This is a genomic window from Loktanella atrilutea (assembly GCF_900128995.1).
Lineage (GTDB): Bacteria > Pseudomonadota > Alphaproteobacteria > Rhodobacterales > Rhodobacteraceae > Loktanella > Loktanella atrilutea.
This window is the reverse complement of sequence record NZ_FQUE01000024.1, coordinates 1-19444: the sequence shown is the minus strand read 5'-3', so window position 1 is coordinate 19444 and position 19444 is coordinate 1. Positions and strand designations below refer to the sequence as shown.

The 19444-nt window shown below is 58.8% G+C and carries 14 protein-coding genes and 1 pseudogene; 9 read left to right on the top strand and 6 right to left on the bottom strand.

The annotated features are described in order from the left end of the window. The 3 genes and pseudogenes from BUA54_RS20705 to BUA54_RS19750 form a co-directional block, all read left to right on the top strand. Nucleotides 1-765 (top strand): annotated as a pseudogene (locus BUA54_RS20705) (hypothetical protein); the annotation flags it as partial. Between the two features lie 270 nt (nt 766-1035). Next, on the top strand, nt 1036-1575 hold the full coding sequence (locus BUA54_RS21080) for a hypothetical protein (protein WP_143155551.1): 540 nt from the start codon (nt 1036-1038) through the stop codon (nt 1573-1575). A gap of 122 nt (nt 1576-1697) precedes the next feature. After that, the gene (locus BUA54_RS19750; RefSeq protein WP_072858969.1) at nt 1698-2198 is read left to right on the top strand and encodes a GNAT family N-acetyltransferase; all 501 of its coding nucleotides are present in this window, start codon (nt 1698-1700) and stop codon (nt 2196-2198) included. 566 nt (nt 2199-2764) lie between these two features. On the opposite strand, the gene BUA54_RS19745 is transcribed toward BUA54_RS19750, so the two are convergent. The 6 genes from BUA54_RS19745 to BUA54_RS19715 all read right to left on the bottom strand — a co-directional run bounded on the left by BUA54_RS19745 (nt 2765) and on the right by BUA54_RS19715 (nt 11865). Continuing rightward, nucleotides 2765-3511, bottom strand: coding sequence for a DUF6339 family protein (locus tag BUA54_RS19745; protein ID WP_072858968.1), 747 nt, complete (start codon nt 3509-3511; stop codon nt 2765-2767). Beyond that, entirely contained in the window at nt 3504-4409 is a 906-nt protein-coding gene (locus tag BUA54_RS19740) for a hypothetical protein (protein WP_072858967.1), read from the bottom strand. The genes BUA54_RS19745 and BUA54_RS19740 overlap by 8 nt, the downstream gene beginning before the upstream one ends. Further along, nucleotides 4406-6265 carry a hypothetical protein gene (locus BUA54_RS19735; RefSeq protein WP_072858966.1) on the bottom strand — a complete coding sequence of 620 codons (1860 nt, stop codon included), beginning with the start codon at nt 6263-6265 and terminating at the stop codon, nt 4406-4408. Before BUA54_RS19735 ends, BUA54_RS19740 begins: the two co-directional genes overlap by 4 nt. Continuing rightward, nucleotides 6250-7269: a PD-(D/E)XK motif protein gene (locus tag BUA54_RS19730; RefSeq protein ID WP_072858965.1), complete on the bottom strand. Its 1020-nt coding sequence runs from the start codon at nt 7267-7269 to the stop codon at nt 6250-6252. The genes BUA54_RS19735 and BUA54_RS19730 overlap by 16 nt, the downstream gene beginning before the upstream one ends. Then, nucleotides 7266-10100 carry a Z1 domain-containing protein gene (locus BUA54_RS19725; RefSeq protein WP_178352808.1) on the bottom strand — a complete coding sequence of 945 codons (2835 nt, stop codon included), beginning with the start codon at nt 10098-10100 and terminating at the stop codon, nt 7266-7268. Before BUA54_RS19725 ends, BUA54_RS19730 begins: the two co-directional genes overlap by 4 nt. 199 nt (nt 10101-10299) lie before the next feature. Further along, nucleotides 10300-11865, bottom strand: a complete 1566-nt coding sequence (locus BUA54_RS19715; protein WP_072858970.1) for a DNA cytosine methyltransferase — start codon at nt 11863-11865, stop codon at nt 10300-10302. Between the two features lie 67 nt (nt 11866-11932). Between BUA54_RS19715 and BUA54_RS19710 the strand changes: the two genes are divergently transcribed. From BUA54_RS19710 to BUA54_RS19685, 6 genes are all read left to right on the top strand, one after another. Then, nucleotides 11933-12397: a very short patch repair endonuclease gene (locus BUA54_RS19710; protein ID WP_072858964.1), complete on the top strand. Its 465-nt coding sequence runs from the start codon at nt 11933-11935 to the stop codon at nt 12395-12397. A 301-nt stretch (nt 12398-12698) separates the two neighbouring features. Beyond that, entirely contained in the window at nt 12699-14477 is a 1779-nt protein-coding gene (locus BUA54_RS19705; protein WP_072858963.1) for a hypothetical protein, read from the top strand. Next, a complete protein-coding gene (locus BUA54_RS20700) occupies nt 14474-15478 on the top strand; it encodes an HNH endonuclease (RefSeq protein ID WP_084114685.1) in 1005 nt (334 codons plus the stop codon). Before BUA54_RS19705 ends, BUA54_RS20700 begins: the two co-directional genes overlap by 4 nt. Before the next feature lie 450 nt (nt 15479-15928). Next, nucleotides 15929-16141 carry a helix-turn-helix domain-containing protein gene (locus BUA54_RS19695; RefSeq protein ID WP_072858961.1) on the top strand — a complete coding sequence of 71 codons (213 nt, stop codon included), beginning with the start codon at nt 15929-15931 and terminating at the stop codon, nt 16139-16141. 161 nt (nt 16142-16302) lie between these two features. Beyond that, complete coding sequence (locus tag BUA54_RS19690; RefSeq protein WP_072858960.1) at nt 16303-17967, top strand: tyrosine-type recombinase/integrase; 1665 nt, start codon at nt 16303-16305, stop codon at nt 17965-17967. Next, nucleotides 17960-19030 (top strand): site-specific integrase, encoded by a 1071-nt coding sequence (locus BUA54_RS19685; RefSeq protein WP_072858959.1) that lies wholly within the window; start codon nt 17960-17962, stop codon nt 19028-19030. The genes BUA54_RS19690 and BUA54_RS19685 overlap by 8 nt, the downstream gene beginning before the upstream one ends. Nucleotides 19031-19444 lie beyond the last annotated feature (414 nt).

The window sequence follows — 19444 nt, the reverse complement described above, 5'->3', positions numbered from 1 at the left end:
ATCCGCTATCGCTCTCGGCGTCCCCCGGACACGGTCCTGCGCGGTCGGTTGCGCGATCTGGCCAACGCGCGTCGGCGGTTCGGTGACCAACGCCTCTCCGTCTGCGCAAACACCAAGACGATCATGCGGCACAAGGTCGAGGCGCGCGTCCTGGCGCGGCTCCGCGCCGGGCTGATCCATTCGGACCTGGCGGAGCATTTCGCGGAGGAGGTGCTCCGTGCGATGGCCGAGGCTGCCGCCACTACCGGCCCCGATCGTGACGCCCTCGCTGCCCAGATCGCCAAGGCCGATCTGGCGATCGATCGCCTGCTGAACCTGCTCGAGCAGGCCAACGACAGCGCGTCGCTGCTGGCACGCCTTAAGGACCGGGAAGCCGACCGGAGTCGCCTGCAACAGGCCCTCGCCGCCGCACAGCATGATGCACCGACGCCGACGTTGCCGACGGCGGCAGAGCTCGTCGCAGGCTATGCCGCCCAGGTCGCCCGGCTCGAGAGCCTGCTGACCGGCGCGGGTGCCGTGATCGAAGCGAATGCGGTGCTGCGGGCGATGCTGGGGACGGTGGCCCTGTCACCCGACCCCGATGCCCCGGACGGGCTGCGGATGGAGATCCGCAGCTCGGCGGCGCGGTGTTTTCTGAATGAGGGCGGGGGCTTGAATGCAAAAGGCCTCCCGAGGGAGGCCATTTTGATTTGCAGTAAGATGTCGGTGGTTGCGGGAGGGCGCAGCCACCAATGTCGAACGATACTGAGTTGCCTAGCCTGCTAGAGCGGCATACACCTCTACGTTAACCAGAACCTCCTCGGGGGACACTTCCGGCCCAAAGCAGACGCTCGAGTAGTTCCCTGTGGCCGCAGTGCGGCTTCTCCATTGCGGACATTGGCGAAGTCGCATGATGTCCCTATGCTGGGCGACATATCCATTTATGTACCAGCGCGTATGGAGCGGCGGTGGTGTAAGATTAAAGCCGATTGTTGGAATTGAAAGCTTCAAACGGCCGCACTGAGTGCAAATGCGAATTGCAAGGATGGTGATTAAGTGACGGTTTATCTTAGTAATCGTAGTGATGAAGCGTTGGACACACTTATCAGGCGCAGCGAGGCCGCCCCAAAGCTAACTCCGCAACAGCAGGAAAACCTAATCGCTGCCAAGCAAATTCTTGCGGAACGGAGTGCCGCCAAGGTAAAGGCGCACTTCCATATCCCTAGTGCTATCGCCTTCCTAACGTCGGTGGCGGAGGAAAAGCGACTTTGCAGCTATAAAGAATTGGCGTTGGCATGTATAAACGATCCTAAAGCCGAATGGTCCACCTACTACCGTAAAATTGGCGGTCATAACGGACTGATGCAGTCAATTATTCGCCATTGTGCAGCCAACGGGCTGCCCCAACTCCCCTCTCTGGTGGTGCGACAAAATGAGGTCAAGTTGGGCCCTGATGTGCCACCAGACCGCGAAGGTGAAGCTGAATACGGTTTCAAAAGAGGAATGGTGGATGAAGGTTTGGCGAAGCATGGAGTCGATACTGACGTCTTAGTATTGGAACATCGCCAAGCTTGTTTTGCATGGCCTGAAGGGTAGCGAGCGCGGCTCTCGGTCCAAAGCTGCCGGATGTATGGATCAGCGTCGCTGCGATGCAGCTTTCTCAAAGCGGACGTCCGACCTACAGTTAGGATGAGAGTGTATTTTCTAGTTGGATCAACATGACAGAATACAGGGTTCTTAGTAGCGCGGATGCAACCAAGCGTGACGTGGATATCTTCGTTGAACTGGTTCGGTCAGGTGGTGCCGTCGATGAATACTTCATTCGACTAGGAGTAAATCGCCCTGGCGCGAAAATCATATTTGCTGAGTCTGATGGACGGGCGATTGGCGTGGCAGCTTTGAAGATACCTTCTGACAAATATCGGTCTGGTCTTGAAAGCCGCATCAAGGCAGGGCACCCGCTAGCGCACGAAGATTATCCGTATGAGTTGGGTTATGTTTCTGTGTTGCCTGATCATGGGAAACGCGGCATCGGAAGAAAGCTTGTCGACAACGTGTTGGAACTCGCTGAGGGAAAAGGCGTTTTTGCCACTACAAGTAACCCTGCGATGAAGAACGGAATTTTACAACAAGTCGGATTTTTGCAAGTTGGAAACGTTTGGATAAATGATAGAAACGAAACGCTTTATCTCCTAGTTCGATGCGCGCAGAAGAAGTGATCATTTCCCTATCTGCGGCCCTTAGGGGGCCTGAGGCTGCGTATACGACGCTGCAGTGCAGCTTCTAAAAGTAGTCGTTCGCTGATAGACGCCTTTGGACCGCCGCCAAGTCATTTAAAACTGGCGATGACAAGCTCGTCATCCCCATCCACCTGACAAGTGCGCTTGAGAAAAAACTCCCATTCGGATGTTAGTATCGCAGTAAGCGTTTCCTGCCTCCCACCTTCCGGCTTTCATCCTGATCGGTTCTTTGGACCTTGGTGATTGTTGGAATACATTGTCTCCATGGAGACTACATTGGAGGTTCTCCCGGTTGGCGGTCGAGGCCTTCGGAACCGGGAGTGGCCTGATGAGATGAAGGTCCGGATCGTGGCGGAGACGCTAACGATAGGTATTACGGTGAATGCTGTCGCGTGGCGTCCGCCGCCCGCACAAAGCCCTTGGCGGCCAACCACCGACAGTGATCTACTCACTGCAAATCGAAGCAGCGCAACCCGATCAGCAGGAGCAAATCAGAGCTTAAGAAGCGCCAGATCCTGTCTAAGGAATGGGAAGCACCTCAAAGGTCATAACGCAGCCTTGTCGAAAAATGCCTCCAGTCGCCTGACAAGCTCTGGCTCACCCAACGAGGCCAAGCACGTAATCTCGTTGTCGATCCTGATTCTCCGCACCGCTCGGCGAGTCACATCCTCCATTCGGCTCGCACCAATCCGGGCCGCAGTCGCTAGCCATGCTTCCGCAATTGCGCAAGCGAGCGTGGGGTCGGCCCCGATCGACGGCCTTTCGACAATCTGAACCACCGCATCCTCCGACAGCGCCTCGACGAGTTGCCACCGTTGCGGCGCTCCTGCGCCCCGATCCAGCGAACGTGCTCGGAGCCAGAGCCGCTGGAAGGTGTTGCGCAGACCACCATGGAAGCGATCAGCGTGGCCGTCCTCGAAGCGCCAGAGCACCACCTCCGGGGCGATACAACATGCAACGAATGCCCAGACATCATCCCGCAACGCCTCACCGCCGCTGATGATGGGAGCCTCCACCAGCCACTGCGCACATTCTGCATCGAACGAGGCCCTGCCGGCGGCTCGACCCTCGTTCGGAAATCCGAAGCGTTTGGCAAGGGCAACGATTTGCTCTTGAAGTACTTTCAGATCGGCCGCGTCGGCTCGCGATCCGCCACTGGACGCATATGAGACCGAAGTGCCGGCCGCCTCCATTCGCTCGCTGATGGAGCCTGTTCGCAGCAAGTCTGGCAGGCTAATCAGTCGCCGAACGCCGTGATTGTCGAGGCGGGGCATGAGGCGGAACTCACTCATTGCCGAGCTCTCCTGCAAAGAGGCTTCCGATCGCGAGTTCGAAGCGTGAGGGGTCATGCTGTGCCAGCGTCCGCACAGCCTCCGCCGACTGACCAGGGAACGCCTGCTCCACCCATGCCTCGATAACAGCTGAAACCGAGGAAGGACTGGCCTCCGTTTGGTCCAGCGGAAAATGGTCAAGATCGATGGCCGACCTGACCATCTGGGTGGTTACCGAGCACATTAGCATCCTCAGTGTGACCTCGTCCGCTTGCTGCACGGCTTCAACAAAGGCCGGCCTGTCCAGGTTGATCAGCAGTCGGACCGACGTCGCGAAGTCATGGTGGAGGGTCTGCGGTGACCAGTCGAGGTACCAGAGTGCATCACCATGGCCGGTCGGGAACACAGTCGCAAAGCTCATGGCTTCCATCGGGAAGCGCGCACCCAGCGGTTCCACCGCGGCGCGGAATTCGTCTCGCCAAAGTCTTGCACCTGTCGTGACTGGTGAGACCCGGCGACGAACTGTACCCGACGAAAGAAGGATGATTTCGGTCGTGAGCACGAAGAGCTCTGAGACCTCGCGACCTTCGATTGCTAGCGCCAGTACAATGGCCTCGCGACCGGCTTGGATCACTTCCCGGGTAACAATTCTTCTCGCGCGCTGGAGGCGGCGGCCACCGGTGCCGAAAGTGACGACGCAGAGGAGCTTGATCTCGTCGGCCCTAAGCCCGGTGTCAGCGGCTACCCCTTCCACATCGACCTCGAAATGACGAACTGCCTCGAGGTTGGTCGAGTAGTCAAAGTGATCGAGGTGGCCGTCCGCGAAGACGCAGGGTTCGCCGTCACGCGTGACGAGCCAAGGCCCGGCGCTGATCCGGTCGGGGCCGGGACGAAGGAAGGGATAGGCAATTGCCGTCATGACGGTGCCTGCTCAGCTGCCGCCACTCGCACTCCGGCCGCTGCAACATCAGGCACGATGACCCGCGCACGAAAGCTGCCGCTCTCGTCCGGCGTTGCAACCAGCTCAGGCGATGTGGTCAGCTGATTGCCGTCCTGATCTTCCCAGCATATGAACGTGACTACGACGTCACCCTCGTCCGGACCTGCCAAGACACCATCAATCACAGGAGCAGGTATGGCGGTAAGGCGGATTGCCCGCTCCGTATTGTTGTCCACGTCGATCTCGAAGAGCGCTTCGGCCCCGGTAGCGCCTTCCTGCAATGCTACGAAACGTGGCTCGCTGACCCGCCAGCTAGGGCCTCCGCCGCGACCACCACCGCCTTGGCCATTTCCGCGGCCGCGCGACCCGCCGCCACCGCCGCCCGTACCTCCGATTGTGGGCATGCAGCTGCCGAGAAGGTCGGCCGCCTTGGCAAGCGGTGGCTGCTCGGATGCTCCGGACGTGGAGGACGAAGCCGGATATGCGTATGATGCCGCGAGGTACTTCAGCCTTGCCAGCGCAACCCGCACGAAGGTCTTTGCCCAGCTCTTCGGCATCTTGTCCGGGATCCAGTCGTCGTGGGCAGGTGGCTCAGCGTCGGCGAAAGCTTGCTCAACCACGGGATCGTCGTCACAGATGAAGACCCCGGCCCATTCGACGGTGTCACTTGGCAGGTGGGTGCCCTCGATGTACTTCACGACAAGTTCAACCGGACGCATTAGGGCTATGTGCGCACTGGTGGCCGGAATGATGCTGTCAGCGGGGTCGCCGAGAAACTGCCGAGGCCTCTTGAAGCCGCGTCTGATGGAGCAGAGGCCGAGGTGCTGGATGGGCCGCTCGGAAGCGATCCTGGTCAGGTTTGGCCCTCCAGCCTTCACGGTGCGATAGGCCTCAACGAACAGGTCAAGTGGCGGGAAATCTTCGGCTGCCGGAAGCGGCAACAGCTCTCCGTTGAGTTCGACCTCGATGGCCATGGCCCTTTGGCCATCGGCGCCGATGAGCATCTTTGGCCAGAGGTACCAGAGAAGCGCTTCCTGGATTTCGGCCACAACCGCCTCGATCGGGCGGTCCTCGAGATCGGGGTCGAGCACGACCAGCGTTGTTCCCGTGGCGTCGGCTCCCCGATCAGGAAGCCCGAGCGCCTTCCGCAGCCGAACGGCGCTGCGACCAGTAACCGGATCGACCACGTCCGCGTCGTCGGCATCGGCCACGCCCCACCAGTGGCGACCGGTCAGCCGGCCATGGCGCTTGCTGTCGTGGGCATCGCCCAAGTGGCATCCAATGAAGCGGTGAACGATCCGCGCGGAAGGAGTCAGCGAGACCGAGTCAACGAGGACCGTGGCACATCGACTAAGCTGATAGAGCGAACTCTTCCCATAACCATAAGTGCCGCCACCGCCCGCCATGTCACGACGTGCACCCATGTTGCGCACGAAATTCACGAAGTCGTTGTGCTCCCCTGGCTTCGGCAGCACGTTCGCCCGAGATGGACCGCCGAGGCCACGGGTCCTCCAGTCGGAAATCTCCATGACGACCGGATGCTTCGAGGAGAGGTAGGCAAGCAGTGGGTCTGCGGACTCCTTGGACGGAGGGAGCTTGGCGAGAACCTCATCGCGGAGAATGGCAGCCTCCTCGGACCGCAGCTCCCGCAAGCCAATCCTGTAGCCGACGCCGGACTCGACGAGCCGTGCATCCCAGCTGTTCTGGACCGTCTCCCTCACCACCGTCTCCAGCAGGGACAGCGCAGGTGTGCCCAGAAGCTTCTTCATGCCATCGGCAGCCATGCCACCTGCAGCCGCGAAGCATTCCGCATGAAGACTCAGAGGCTTAGACATGACACTATCTCCTGAAGCGCATTGTCGGCCTCGGCGGGCCTGACTCGAAACTCCGACGCAAAATCGAGATTCACCCGGTAGCGGAAGTGGCTGACCCCGACCGGCAGTTCTCCCTCCGCAAACGAGGCGGGAGTGAGCCGCGGAAAGCCGTCGGTCACCGAATAGAGCTCCTGCGAGAACAAGGAGAACCTGAACGAGGACCACTCATCGGCCTGGGCCTGGTCATATCCAAGCAGGGCGAGCCGATCGGCCACGCCGGCAGGATCGCTTGCGATCGTGCACGCATGCGTCGCCTCACCCACAACCGAAAGAGGCCCAGCCCCGTCATACTCGAGCGCGCAGTGCGCTAGCAGCAGATGTCCACCGGGGGGCGCTGCCAGCTGGTCAATTGCAGATACCTCCACGATCCGGGACTGGGCACGAAGCGAAGTCTTGACCTCGATCGCCCGAGCACCGCCACGGAAGTCGTGGCGGCCGCCAGCGGGCCCGGTCCAGAGTTGCCAGGCGTCGGGTTCAACGAGAAGTAGCCGGTTCAGGATGATGAGCTCGCCAATCAGCCCGAGTGCTGTTTCGATCGAAGGACGTTCGCGGTTAGCGCCTGAGAGAAGGTTGCGAAAGTCGGTGATTGCATCCTCGAGCGCGTTCGCCGGCGCGGCGCCCCCCCTCAGGCGCCGAACGACTTCATCGACCAGCTTCTCGAAAACGGCCTCGAGACGCTCGCCGCGGCAGGCGACATCGATGAACCGGACCGGCAGTCCCTGCAACAGAAGCACGCTGTCCCTGAGTTCAAGACCGTGCGTATCGTGGACCATCGGGAACCGCTCACCGGCTGCGAGCGGAACAAGAAGCCGCGCTTCACGCTCAGCTCCTATCGCGAGGCGGGCCGGGCCAGCGCCAGCCGAGGCGTCAAGCACCAGGGAGGGCACGCCCAGATCACTCGCCTGCGCACCTGACTCCTGCCGCAGGCGTTCCCAGCCGATGCCCGCACGGGTTCCGTCCGTCATTTCGCAGCCTGTCCGGCATCGCCGTCGATGTCTGCCTGAACGTCCTCCTCGTCGCCGTCGTCCTGGTTGATCGGGACGCGAACATAGCTTGTCTTCGCGCCCCGCTCTGGCAGAACGAGGCCAATTCCCAGCATGTCGCGCACCGCTCCAAGGGGTTCGCGCAGCTTCTCAGACCTGGGTACCGACGCCTCATCGATTGCGTAAAGGAGCAGCAGTGGAATCCGGTCACCGATCAGCGCCTGACGGAATTCCTTAACGCTGTCCCAAGACCTGTCATCGGGCGAACCGGTGACGTCCATAAGCACGTCGTCCCGTGACATCAGAGCCTTGATGTCGGCGAGACCGTCGCGTGTCAGTCCCTTGAGGCGTGCCCGGTTGACGAGGCCGACATTGCCGAAGGCACCTAGCGGCTCAACGGAGCGGCGGGTTCCGCCTGTTTCGACGATCGCGATGTTCCAGGTTTCGTACGGCTGATCGGCCCGACTCGCCTCGAGCCGGATGTATTCCAACAGCTTGCCCGAAATCAGATCGCGCTGGTCACTTTTGTAGGTCTCCAGAAACTTCATGACCAGATCGAAGGATACGCCTTCGATCAGACGACCGCGCCGCGCAGGCTTGATACCTTGGCTCGCTGCCGCATCGACCAACTCGGCCGCAGCCTCCCAGTTGTGCCGAAGAAAGTCCTTGTCACGCTGCGGGAAGCGTATGGTCTGGATGTGCTCTCCCGAGAAGCTCACGTCGCAAGCCTTGGCTGCATACATCTTCTTGGCAGCGGTGATGGCCAAACCAGGGATGCGTCGCACCCGGATCGAGAAATCCGCCGGTGTCACCTCGCGTTTGCGGTACTGCTGAATGTCGGACCGGATCTCGGCCTCGACCGTCGCCAGATCGCGGAACGATGTCCGCAGGTCGTCGGTCATCCAGATCCGCGGGAGGTCCTCGTAACCGGGCCGATATCCGAACCATCGGCCCATTTGAAGGAGGGTGTCGTACTGGTTCGATGAGCGCACAAAGTAGCTGACGACCAACCCCTCGATGGTGAGTCCACGCGCAAGCACCGAGCCGCCGACCACGATGTACTTCTTCGGCCCCGACGCGTAGTCGAGCCGCGTCTCGCTGTCGCTGTTCTCGACCACGATCGCGATGTCTTCGAGGACCTTTTCGAGTTCAGGCCTCAGCGCGCTGAATGATGTCGGCGCAAGGCCGAAGCGGCCCGCATCGACCTTGGCCACCTCTTCGAGCCAGAGCTTCTCAAGTCTATCGAACGTCTTCTCATCGCCCTTCGAGATTTTTTTGACGAGCCCGTTCTGCCAAGCCGCGATCTTGTCGGCAAGCGCGTGATGTGGGTGCGTGTAGACCGTCGTGTGCACCAGCATTGAACTGTGCTGGCGCGAGTACCCTCGTACATAGCGAGCGGCGGTTGCAAGCACGAAGTAGGAAAGCGCCTTGTCGAGCGATTTCGGGATGCCAGGCTCGAAGGTGAACCGGTCCTTCGCTGACGGTGGTCGAACGAGGGCTACCTCGGGGTCATCAACCTTACGGATCATGTCGAGTCCGGACTCCTCCGGTTTCTCGTCATCGGCATCGATCGGGTCGCGCCCGAACAGGCTCTCCGGACCGAAATAACCTTCGGGCTTTGGCAGGCTCGTGATGAAGTCCTCGGGATATAGGTCGTCCAGTCCGCCGGTCGGCTTCTCCGGGTTGATCAGCACGTTTGCAAAGGGCGTCGCCGTGTATCCGACGTATTGAACCTTTGGCAATGCAGCAAGAATCTTCCGGATGAGCGCGTTAATCGCTGTCATGTTGTACTGACTGCCGGTCGCGTTGACTCCAGCCTGATCGCATTCGTCATCTACAATAAGCACAGGCATGCGCGCGCGGTGCGTTGGCGGCGTCTTCTCGATCGTACCGAGAAGCGCTTCAAGTGGCGCTACATTCTTCTTTACAGCAGCGATCTGCACCGGATCCATAATCGAAAACCACTTACTCGCTGGCTTCCGGAAGTCGGAGTCGCTTGTGGTGTGGCTGTGCCACCCGTACTTGTTGCGCTCGACCAGATCGGACTCGATGCGATCCTGAGTCTGCGTGCGCAGCGAATTCGTCATGCCTGTCAGGATGATCACGAAGCGGTACCCGGCATCGACCGCCTTGGCGATGACCGCTTCCATGTTGGCAGTCTTCCCGCTCTGCACATAGCCGACCACCAATCCTCGGCCCCGGAACTCGCTCTGAGCGGGATTCTCGAGAAGCGAAACCACCTCCGTCGATGTTGCGTCGATGCTCGCAACAGTCTCTTTCGACCAGCCCTTGCGAGACAGCAGGAAGGCCTCGAGCTTCGGCCAGTGCAGATCGCCTGCGCGCGGACCATCATACCAGTGCGGCCGTCGCGGCTTGCGAAGCGAAAAGTTACCAAGATACTCGATCTTCCGCTCGAACGCGGCTTCAAGCTCTCTGACAGCCGCCTTCCAGTTCGCCTCGTGCTGCGGGTCGAGCGGGCCAAGAAGCCGCTCGAAGGACGCGCGGGCCTCGTTGGCCGCGGTTTCGAGATCCAGCCCGGCAGCCTGCTCCTTCCGGATGTTGCTGACCCATGCCTCGACCTGACCCGCCACGGGCGGGGGCAACGGCGCCGCGTCGGCTTCGCCAATCAGCGTCGCAACGGAAACGCCGTAGTTCTGGGCCAGTGCCTTCAGCACGTCTATGCCCGGGTTCTTCGCTAAGCCGCGTTCGAGGTCAGACAGGTAGGCCTTGGACGACCCGACCTTTTCGGCGACCTGCTGGAGCGATTGGCCCGATTGGACGCGCAGGTCCTTCAGAAGGGATGAGAGCGACATGGGTTCTCCGCGATGATCTGGAAGGGAACGCGGTCGCAGTCGGAGAGACATTTTCACAGACTCGCCGTGGACTGGGCCCAACGATACTACTGCTCGGTATTTGCCTCGCCCCTACGCTCTATCCAGATAGGTTACACACAGCGCCGTATGCTGGCACGGACAATATATCTCATTTCAGCGAACGACTGTCAATCGTTCGCTAAAACGAACGCTCACGTTCGCTAGGTGCCTCCTTTCGAAGCATGGCGTTCACAATTGCTGCGATCTGACGTGCTAAGAACGGCGGCACAGCGTTTCCGACCTGGACATACTGCTGCGTTCGGTTGCCGAGAAACAGGTAATCGTCAGGAAATGTCTGCAGCCGCGCGGCTTCGCGAACCGTCAGGCTCCGGCATTGGATCGGATCAGGGTGAATGAAGTAATGGCCATCCTTAGAGATGTGGCTGGTTACCGTGGTTGAGGCCTCGTCCGCCAGCTGAACCCTGAAGCGGTCATTGAAGACACCGCTGTGCCAGTTTCGGTGATTGGGACTGAGCACCAGAGGGAAATCGGCGGCCTTCGGGCTGCAGCCACGGACGGCTCCATACACTGCAGCAAACAGGTAGCGGCCCAGATCCGACGCCATGTGCCCGCGCGTCTTGTGCTGAGCGATCGCGAGAAGTTCCGGTCGCTCGATCCACTGCAGAAACTCATCGCTCGAAATCCCATAGTCATCTGGCAACCGTGACGAGGCACGAACTGTAGGCGAATTTTCCCTCACTTGCCCTGAAACGGCCAAGAACGCTGCACGGAGCGCCCGGTCGTCCTTCCCCCTGAAAATGCCAGCCAGCATGTTCGCAGCGCCAAGGACTTCTTCCCGCCAAGCGGATGCGTCGTCGAGTCCGCGGCTGATGCCGCTCCGCAAGGCGGGCATTTTTCCGATGACTTCGCGGACGGTCCGCATGCTGCCCGACACAGCGATCTGGGCATCGCTAGCCCGTTCAGCGAGGTCCGACCGGATGCCGACTATGATCACCCTGTGGCGACGCTGCGGAACTCCAAATGCCTCGGCGCGCACGATGAAATCCGAAGGCCGCGCCGCCGCCTGCAGGCTGGCCTTGCCATCCTCTACCCGGACCGCACGAAGTTCGTAGTGATGGGCATGCCCGGTGCCGAGCGACGATAGATCCTCCATTAGCATCTCGAAGACAAGCCGGCTCTCGACGGTGGACGAAAGCATGCCCTTGACGTTTTCCATAACGAAGACGGCCGGGCGAAGCTTGTCGAGTACCCGGATGTACTCACGAAAGAGGTAGTGCCGCGCATCCTCCTCCGGGACGTAGCCGACCTTGCCTCTAGAACGGACGCGCCCCACCAAGGAATAGGCCTGACATGGCGGGCCACCGATCAGGATCGTGTCGTCGTACTTTGCTTTCAGCGTTGCGATAGCGTCATCTATGGCGGTCGCCGCAGCCCCGGTGCCGAGCTCAAGCGCGCGGGCTTCCTCGATCGCATGCTGCCACGCCTCGGCATCGACGGCTGACCAGTCCGGTTCGGATGCTAGCCCGGCATGGAAATCGACAAACTCTTTCGGCAACACGCCATGACGTGCACGGTGCTCGCGCAGAAAGGCACGCAGCGTCAGGGTCCGATGGGCCGACGCCTCTTTCTCGACCGAAATGCCGATCCGGAACGGCGTATGGCCGTCCTCGACGAAGGAAGCGAACCCTTCGCCAAGTCCGCCCGGGCCGGCAAACAGATCGACAATGCCGAAAGTGGAAGGCAAATCAGGCTCCTGACGCATTTCATTCAGCCGGTGTATACCAGGTGCACGGACGAAGACCAGGACGGATATGACCGATATCGTGGATCAGCAGACCCGTTCCCGGATGATGTCGGGAATCAGGGGAAAGAACACCAAACCCGAGCTGGCTCTTAGGCGCGCATTACATGCGCGCGGTTTCCGCTTCCGGCTTCACTCCGGCAAGGTTCACGGTCGACCGGACCTTGTCCTTGCGAAGCACCACGCCCTAGTCTTCGTGCACGGCTGCTTCTGGCACCGACACGAGGGGTGCCGCTATACGACCGTACCGGCAACCCGGCCGGAGTTCTGGCGGGCGAAGTTCGACGCGAATACCGCTAGAGACAGTGCCCTTCACACAAGGCTCCTCGAAGACGGGTGGCGTGTGGCGACGGTATGGGAGTGCGCCCTCAGGAGGCCGGAACAGGTGGAAGCCTCGACGGAAAGCTTGTCGATCTGGCTGCGAACAGAAGAACTTCAGATCGAGATTGGCGACGACAACGCACGTCGATCCTGAGCGGAAGAGCCGTTTCCTTTTCGGGGCCATGAAACCAACACTGTAGTGATCGAGCGGCCTTGCTGGCCGCGCTGCGCTATCCGCAGGCGCGCGCCTAGTTGCGCATGACAGCGTGGTCGCTCAACATGTCCGCGAACGCCGATCTGACATTTGCCGCACGCAGATGTGACCGCAACCGAAGTGGACGAATGCATACACTGTTTTTTTTCATATCTGCCACGTTCGAAGGGGGAGTGTTCACCTCGGAGGCGATTGCCGCTCCGTCTAAAGCAAACCGCCGTGCTGCCGCTGCTGAGGAAACATGACGCCTGAAGAGAGAGAGATCATCCGAGAATTCTACGCCGCGCTTTTGCTGGAGGAGGAAAGTGTCAATCGCGACCTCGCCTCGGATCGGATCGGCATGGCTTTTCGCACAGCAATCAATGAGCTTGACTGGTATGTCTGGAATTACCGGCAACAAAAGGAGCTGACAACAGAGCAGGCCGAAAACTATATAATTATTTCACAGGGTGTAGCGCGGCTGATTCGGCTATCACTTCAGATGCATGGCGGCTTTCCGGTACCTGCCCTGACCTTCAGACGGCAGAACGGACCGTACCGGGAAGTTCTGTTACTCGTCAGCCATCTCGGGATTATTCAGCATGGGCGCCGTATGGCGGATGCAGCATTTGCGGGAATTTGCAAGGTCACTCGCAGCGCCGAAGGACGCTACGAATTTATTCTGCCGGCAGAAATCGCCAATCACGGAGCGGTTGAGGACGACGTCAACGATCACTTTGCCAAGGAATATGCTCGTATCCGGAATGAGTTCATGCAACAGGCGGAAGGTCGCAATCTGCAGAGGGTCGTCAACGAGCTGCATGACGAGAACGTGTTTATCTCCCTCGAGCACTTTATAGGATATGATGCGGACCCGTTCCTCGATGAACACTACTTTCAGATCGCTTGGAGTGATCTGAGGAGTGAGCCTGGGTTTGATTCCTTCAATGAGCTGCGTGAATTCGGTGGAATCACATATCTGAAATACACACTTGCAGCCGCTTTTATTATTTCGCTGTGCCGGAAGCATGAAGTCTTCTGCCAGCGCATGGTGAAAAAATATCCAGAAATCCGGATGGAGGATATTCTGACAATATCCGCGGACCGGGCCGAACTGATAACGTCCTTACGCGAGGCCTTGAACCTTTTCGGTCGCAAATTCCTCCACTACACGACCACCACAGAGGACGAAGCGGAGCAGATCTATGAAATAATCGCCATCACTCCGCGCAATGCCGATTTGCTCGACGGAGCTTTTCCCGCGCTGCCCTGCATAATCGAGTTCGCCAATGGCGGTATCGTAAAATGCCTAGCCGGCAGGTATCGTCAGATGGAGTTTCTGCTTGGCGCCCTGAGACGCGCCTATCCCCGGGAATACGATGCACATCAGCAGCTGAGGGAAGGCTCATTTCAAACTGCCGTGGAAAAACTCTTGGGGTCGTCATTCCCCAATCTGGAAATGCGTCGGAATATAAGACTTCGAAAAGAGGGTAGAGAACTTACTGATGTTGATCTGGCTGCTATCGATCTGCAGCACGGCCACCTGCTGCTTATTCAGTTGAAGTTTCAGGACGCTACGCATGGCGATTTTCGGGTGGAGGCATCTCGCATGGGACGGTTCCGCGACGAATCAGTCCGCTGGCTTGATACGGTGTTCCTATGGCTGAGCTCAACTGATGAGCAGACTCTCAGATCAACGTTCCGCGTTCCTCGGGGGATGCGCATAAACCGTATCCGGAAACTGATACTGGCGCGGCATCATGCATGGTCGCTTCGATCCGTCCGCCTCGACGATGATACTGTTTTCGCCTCATGGAGCCAGCTCATCAATGCCGTGATGCTGATGGAACAGCGCCAAGGGGATTTTCGCACACTGAACGGTCTGCATGCGATTCTCCGCACCTACATTGTAGATGCGCCGGATCGCTATCATAGTATCGAAGATCCTGTGGAATACATTCTCGAGAGCCTGAAATTCGCTGTTATTCAGACCGATCCCGCTGAGCTTTCCTCGTCGGCTACTTCGAACGGCGCATCATGAAGCGGGCATGGTCACTGCTGACTATCTCAGGTGTCCGGCAGTACGGTGGTAATAGCGGATATGATGATGTCCCTCAAGCTGTCTACCGGTACGACAGCAACGTCGCCAATCATCGACAAGTTGAGCCAGGCGACATCGTTTTTATACGCTCGCGCTCAGAAGTGCTCGGCATAGCCGAGATAGAGCGTATTCGTGAAGGAACCGACCAGAAGGAACGGCTGCGCTGTCCACGTTGCCATGTAACGAACATCAAGCGTCGACTGACGCAATTGCCTCCGTGGAGATGCAAGAACGGGCACTTCTTCAAAGAGCCAATTAACGAACCTGTCTCAGTGACAACCTATGAGGCACACTATGGGGGTTCATTCAGGCGTGTAAATTCCGATCTGACGATCGCGCGTCTGCATGAGGCGGTTCTCCGCCCGAGCGATCAGATGTCAATTAAGGAGCTCGATCTTGCCCGTCTCGAACTTTTTCTGGGTCAGGACATTGCCATCGACGCTCTTATGAAGCGCTTTGTCGCGGAGCTCTCTGTGCCTTATCAGGAAGGTCCGGGGACGCCACCTGAAATTCCCGCGTCCAGAATTGAGGAACGAAGGCGTGTTCTTCGGGAGATTAGCCTGCGCCGTGGGCAGTTGCAATTCCGTGAAAGACTCATCCAACGGTACGGCCAGCGCTGCCAGATAAGCGGATATGATTTTGCACCTGCGGTCGAAGCTGCCCATATTCGGCCATATGCGGCGTGTCAGGACAACGGCATAGGAAACGGACTGCTGCTTCGCAGCGATCTTCACACACTCTTCGATCTCGGTTTTATCGGAATCGATCCTGTTACACAGCGCGTCTCTTTCAATCCGGCCTGCCTCTGCGCCGGCTACGCAGCCTATGACGGCGCTTTGCTTTTAATCAACGGCACCAGCGGACCTAATGTTGGGGCTCTTGCGGAGCGTTGGGAATTTTATCTGGCTATGCAAAATAAGAGCCCAGTTGGGAAGATTTGAGACTGAAGGCCGCCTGTCTCCTGTCAGCCCCATTTCAGTCGTTTGTTTACATCGCAACCAACGGCAGCTTCCCGCCCGTCCGGGCCTTGATGAAGCCCTCTTGTCAATGAACCTACCAGACGTCATATTGCAGGTGTAGCCACAACGGCTACGCTGCGTTTCTAGGAGAATACTGGCGCTTGCCAGGGCACTTGGAAGCAATGAACTGGTCCCTTGGGGCCCTGTGAGTTGTGTCTGTGCCGTCCTAAGCAGTCCCCCTCTCAGTTCATTGTCTTCGCGGTTTCATCTCTTGGAGCCTTGCCATGACAAGTCCTGCCACCTTGACCGCCACACAGGCGGCCACCCCCTCCCCCTGCATCATCCTTACCGACCTCGTGCGCTTGCTGGCGCGTGAGGCTGCGCGCGTCGACTTTGCAACGGGTTGCACGCCCGCGACGCGGGAGCAGTGAGATGACCAAGCTCCCCTTCCCCGCAAATGCCACCTATCTCAGCGTTGCTCAAGTCGGTGCGCTTATGGGCGTTTGCGCCAAGACCGTGCTGCGTCGGATCGCCAGTGGCGAACTGCCCGCGACCAAGTTCGGTCGGGACTGGCGCATCGCCCGGTCGGACCTCCGGGCATATCTTGCGGCACGCGGCAATCAAGTTGCGGCTCATGTCCTCTAGTGTTCTCAAAACGCCCCGTTTTCCCATCTCTCGGGAGAACGGGCCTACCAATTTTGGATATAAATTCGAGGCGGCGATGCCCCGAATGTCCGCAATTGGGCCGAGCTTTCCCGAACCTTCCCAAGTTGTCCCCCTCCCCCATTTTTTGAAGGACTGAACCTATGCCGTTCGAGCAATCCCCTACATCCCTCGCAGACGTCATCATCAAACTGGAGGCGCTGCCTAATCTTCCCGATACCCGCCGCCGCGATTTAATTTCCGCGATCAACCGCATCTCCAAATTCGTGAACCGCGTTCCGGCTGACTTGCCGACAGACGCCCCCGCCCTCCGTAGCATCCTCGCCAACATTCATCCTGTCCAAGCTGGCATTTCGGCAAAGTCTTTGATCAACGTCAAAGCTAATCTTGCGAAGGCGCTCTCGGTGACGCGCGTGTTCCCGCGTGGCCTTCCGGCGACCGCCCGCACCGCAAACTGGGCAGCATTCTTCGAACATGCAGGAGCCAAACATCAGGAATGGGCGCTGGCACGTTTCGCCGCCTATTGCTGCAGCCGCCGCCTTGAGCCTGAAGATGTGTGCGACGCGGTGATGTCAGCATTTCAAGCGTATCTGGATCAGCGGCACCTCGGTAAGGACCCCGCCAAGATCTGCAAGGCAATGACGCAGACCTGGAACGGGATTGTCGAGCAGAACAACCTGACTTTAGCTAAGCTCACGCCCGCCCCGAACCCGCAATACCGCTGCCGCCCGCTGACGGACTATCCCCTGACCCTTCAAGTGGAGATTACCAAATATCTGAAGCGGCGCACCATCACTGATCCGTTCAGCAAGCACCGGTCCCTCAAGCCTCTGCGCCCGACTTCGGTGCGCAACGCCGAAGCCCATATTCGGCAATTTCTCGATGCCCTCGTCTACAGCGGTTTTGATCCCGCGGAATTCAGCTCCCTGTCCGTCATCGTGACGCCCAAAATGATGAAGGCTGGCTTGGCGGCGCACATGCAACGGCGTGGTGCGACTGATGTGTCGGGCAGCACTCAAAATATCGCGGCAACGCTGACAGTCATCGCGCGGCACCATCTGAAGCTCGGCAAGAAGAAGCTCGAAAAAGTCGTGGATATTAAAGTGAAGGCGTCTGTGCCACTGACCGGCATGTGCCCGAAGAACGCGAGGCGGCTGATGCAATTCGATGACGAGATGAATATCGCGCGCATTGTCTCGCTGCCGCGCATCCTGATGCAGCGGGCAATAGCCGATCCTGCGCGGCGCAGCAGCGCACTTCTGGCAATGCACGCAGCAGCGATGACTATACTGCTGTCCTGCCCGATGCGCGTGAAGAACCTTTCAAGCCTCGATCTCAACCTTCATCTGGTTCCGCATCGCAACGGGACGCATACCACCTACGGCTTTCGGATTGAGGGCATCGATGTCAAAAACCGCGAGCCCATCGAGTTTAGTTTGAACAACGGCAATTCTACCCTGCTTCACCGCTACATCACGACGTTTCGCGGGGCGCTGTCTGCTGTCCGTGGCACAGCCCTGTTTCCGAAAGAAAGCGACGGCCTGCCACGGACCCCGGATAACTTCAGCAGTGATCTCATGGCCTGCATTTACCGTGAGACCGGCATCGAGATGAACGCACATCTGTTCCGCCATTTCGGGGCCAAGATTTTTCTCGACGCCCATCCCGGACAATACGAGACCGTGCGGCGTTTGCTGAAGCACAAGAACCTCAAGACGACCCTCAAGTTTTATGCCGAACTGAACAGTCAGCACGCCCATGACATGTTCAGCGCAATCCTCGTTAAATTTGGAGGCTTCGATGACTGATCACATTCCTTTTGTTTTGAAGCTCGATGATTGGCCTAAGGTTGATCAGTCGGCATGGAGCGATCTGTTCCTGTCGGGAGGCCCGTTCGATAATGTAGGACCCTGCGCCAAATGGTCGGACGGGAGCCGCAAGAAGCGCAGCCAGAGTTACGGTCAATGGCTATCGTTCCTTCTACGGACAGACGAGACCGCTCTTGAGAAAACACCGGCCCGACGGATCAAGAAGGCAAGGGTCAGAGCCTTCGTGGCAGAGTGCGAGATGCGACTTGCGCCGCGCACGGTGCAAAGCCTTGTAACGGACATCTACGTCCTCGCGAAATCCATAGCGCCGAAGAAGGACTGGAAATGGCTGGACACGGTCGTCAAGCACCTTGCCCAAAATGCCAACCGTCACAGTCTGCCAGCCCCCCACCCGATCATGGGGCCGGAGATTCTGCGGTGGAGTATTCGTTTCATGGAGGAGACGGCGCTCGACAACCGGTTTTCGGCAAAGAAGCAGGCGATCCGATACCGGCAAGCCCTGATGATCGGTTTTTTGGCAAACTGCCCTGTCCGCCGCCGTACGTTGTTGGCAATGAACGTGGGCATCCACGTACTGCCAACCACGGATGGCTTCACCTTGCAGTTTGGCGCTGCCGACACGAAGGATCGCAAGGCGCGGTGCTTCCGTTTACCTGTCGTGCTTATCGAACCGATGCGGGCATACCTCGAACACTACCGGCCCATTCTGCTGGATGAAGGCAAGTCGGCGGCCCTTTGGATCAACCAGTACGGAAACGGCATTACGAAGGACGGATTGTCTCGGGAGTTGCCTAAGATAACGAAACGATACCTGGGCGTCGCGCTGCGCCCGCATGCCTTCCGGCATATCGCCGCGACGAGCATTGCCGAACTCGACCCCAACCACGCGAACATTATTCGCGACATCTTGGGTCATACGACCTTAGACACTGCGTATAAGCACTATAATCGCGCGACGGGGATTTCGAGCTGCAACGCGTTGCAGTCGCTAGTGGAGGATATTAGTCAAAGTGTACCCATGATTAAGAGGGCTAAAGCTTAGCTAAAACGGCATGACTGGAGTTGAGCCGACGTTCGCTGCAATACAAAGAAATTGGTAAAGTTGGGTTGGGCCGGACCTTCGCCGGCACTGGCTTCGAGGTCCAGTGAGCCGACTTACCCACTGTTCCATGCCGTCTAGCTGAACACCGTTTCGGTCAAGCCGCTAGACAAACGGTCGTATTCCAAGTTCTCAGCAAACTTCGTCCGCTTACTATTTTCGATCAGCAACACAGCTTCATCTGCCATCATGCCTTGTGGTAGCTACCTAACAGGAGGGCACTTATACTCTAGAGAATTAGGCATACTCACTCCATGCCCGGTGACCTGCCCCCCTCGGGTCCCTCGTTCATAACGAGAGTCTGCGGGTTTGAGATTGGTAGTCGGATCGGTCGTTTTGGGCAAGCGCGCCGGGCGC

Coding starts and splice junctions, on each gene's coding strand:
- BUA54_RS19725 (WP_178352808.1), bottom strand. CDS start 10,100: ATGTCGCTCTCATCCCTTCTGAAGGACCTGCGCGTCCAATCGGGCCAA.
- BUA54_RS19690 (WP_072858960.1), top strand. CDS start 16,303: ATGCCGTTCGAGCAATCCCCTACATCCCTCGCAGACGTCATCATCAAA.
- BUA54_RS19710 (WP_072858964.1), top strand. CDS start 11,933: ATGACCGATATCGTGGATCAGCAGACCCGTTCCCGGATGATGTCGGGA.
- BUA54_RS19750 (WP_072858969.1), top strand. CDS start 1,698: ATGACAGAATACAGGGTTCTTAGTAGCGCGGATGCAACCAAGCGTGAC.
- BUA54_RS19695 (WP_072858961.1), top strand. CDS start 15,929: ATGACCAAGCTCCCCTTCCCCGCAAATGCCACCTATCTCAGCGTTGCT.
- BUA54_RS19740 (WP_072858967.1), bottom strand. CDS start 4,409: ATGACGGCAATTGCCTATCCCTTCCTTCGTCCCGGCCCCGACCGGATC.
- BUA54_RS19730 (WP_072858965.1), bottom strand. CDS start 7,269: ATGACGGACGGAACCCGTGCGGGCATCGGCTGGGAACGCCTGCGGCAG.
- BUA54_RS19745 (WP_072858968.1), bottom strand. CDS start 3,511: ATGAGTGAGTTCCGCCTCATGCCCCGCCTCGACAATCACGGCGTTCGG.
- BUA54_RS19705 (WP_072858963.1), top strand. CDS start 12,699: ATGACGCCTGAAGAGAGAGAGATCATCCGAGAATTCTACGCCGCGCTT.
- BUA54_RS20700 (WP_084114685.1), top strand. CDS start 14,474: ATGAAGCGGGCATGGTCACTGCTGACTATCTCAGGTGTCCGGCAGTAC.
- BUA54_RS19685 (WP_072858959.1), top strand. CDS start 17,960: ATGACTGATCACATTCCTTTTGTTTTGAAGCTCGATGATTGGCCTAAG.
- BUA54_RS19735 (WP_072858966.1), bottom strand. CDS start 6,265: ATGTCTAAGCCTCTGAGTCTTCATGCGGAATGCTTCGCGGCTGCAGGT.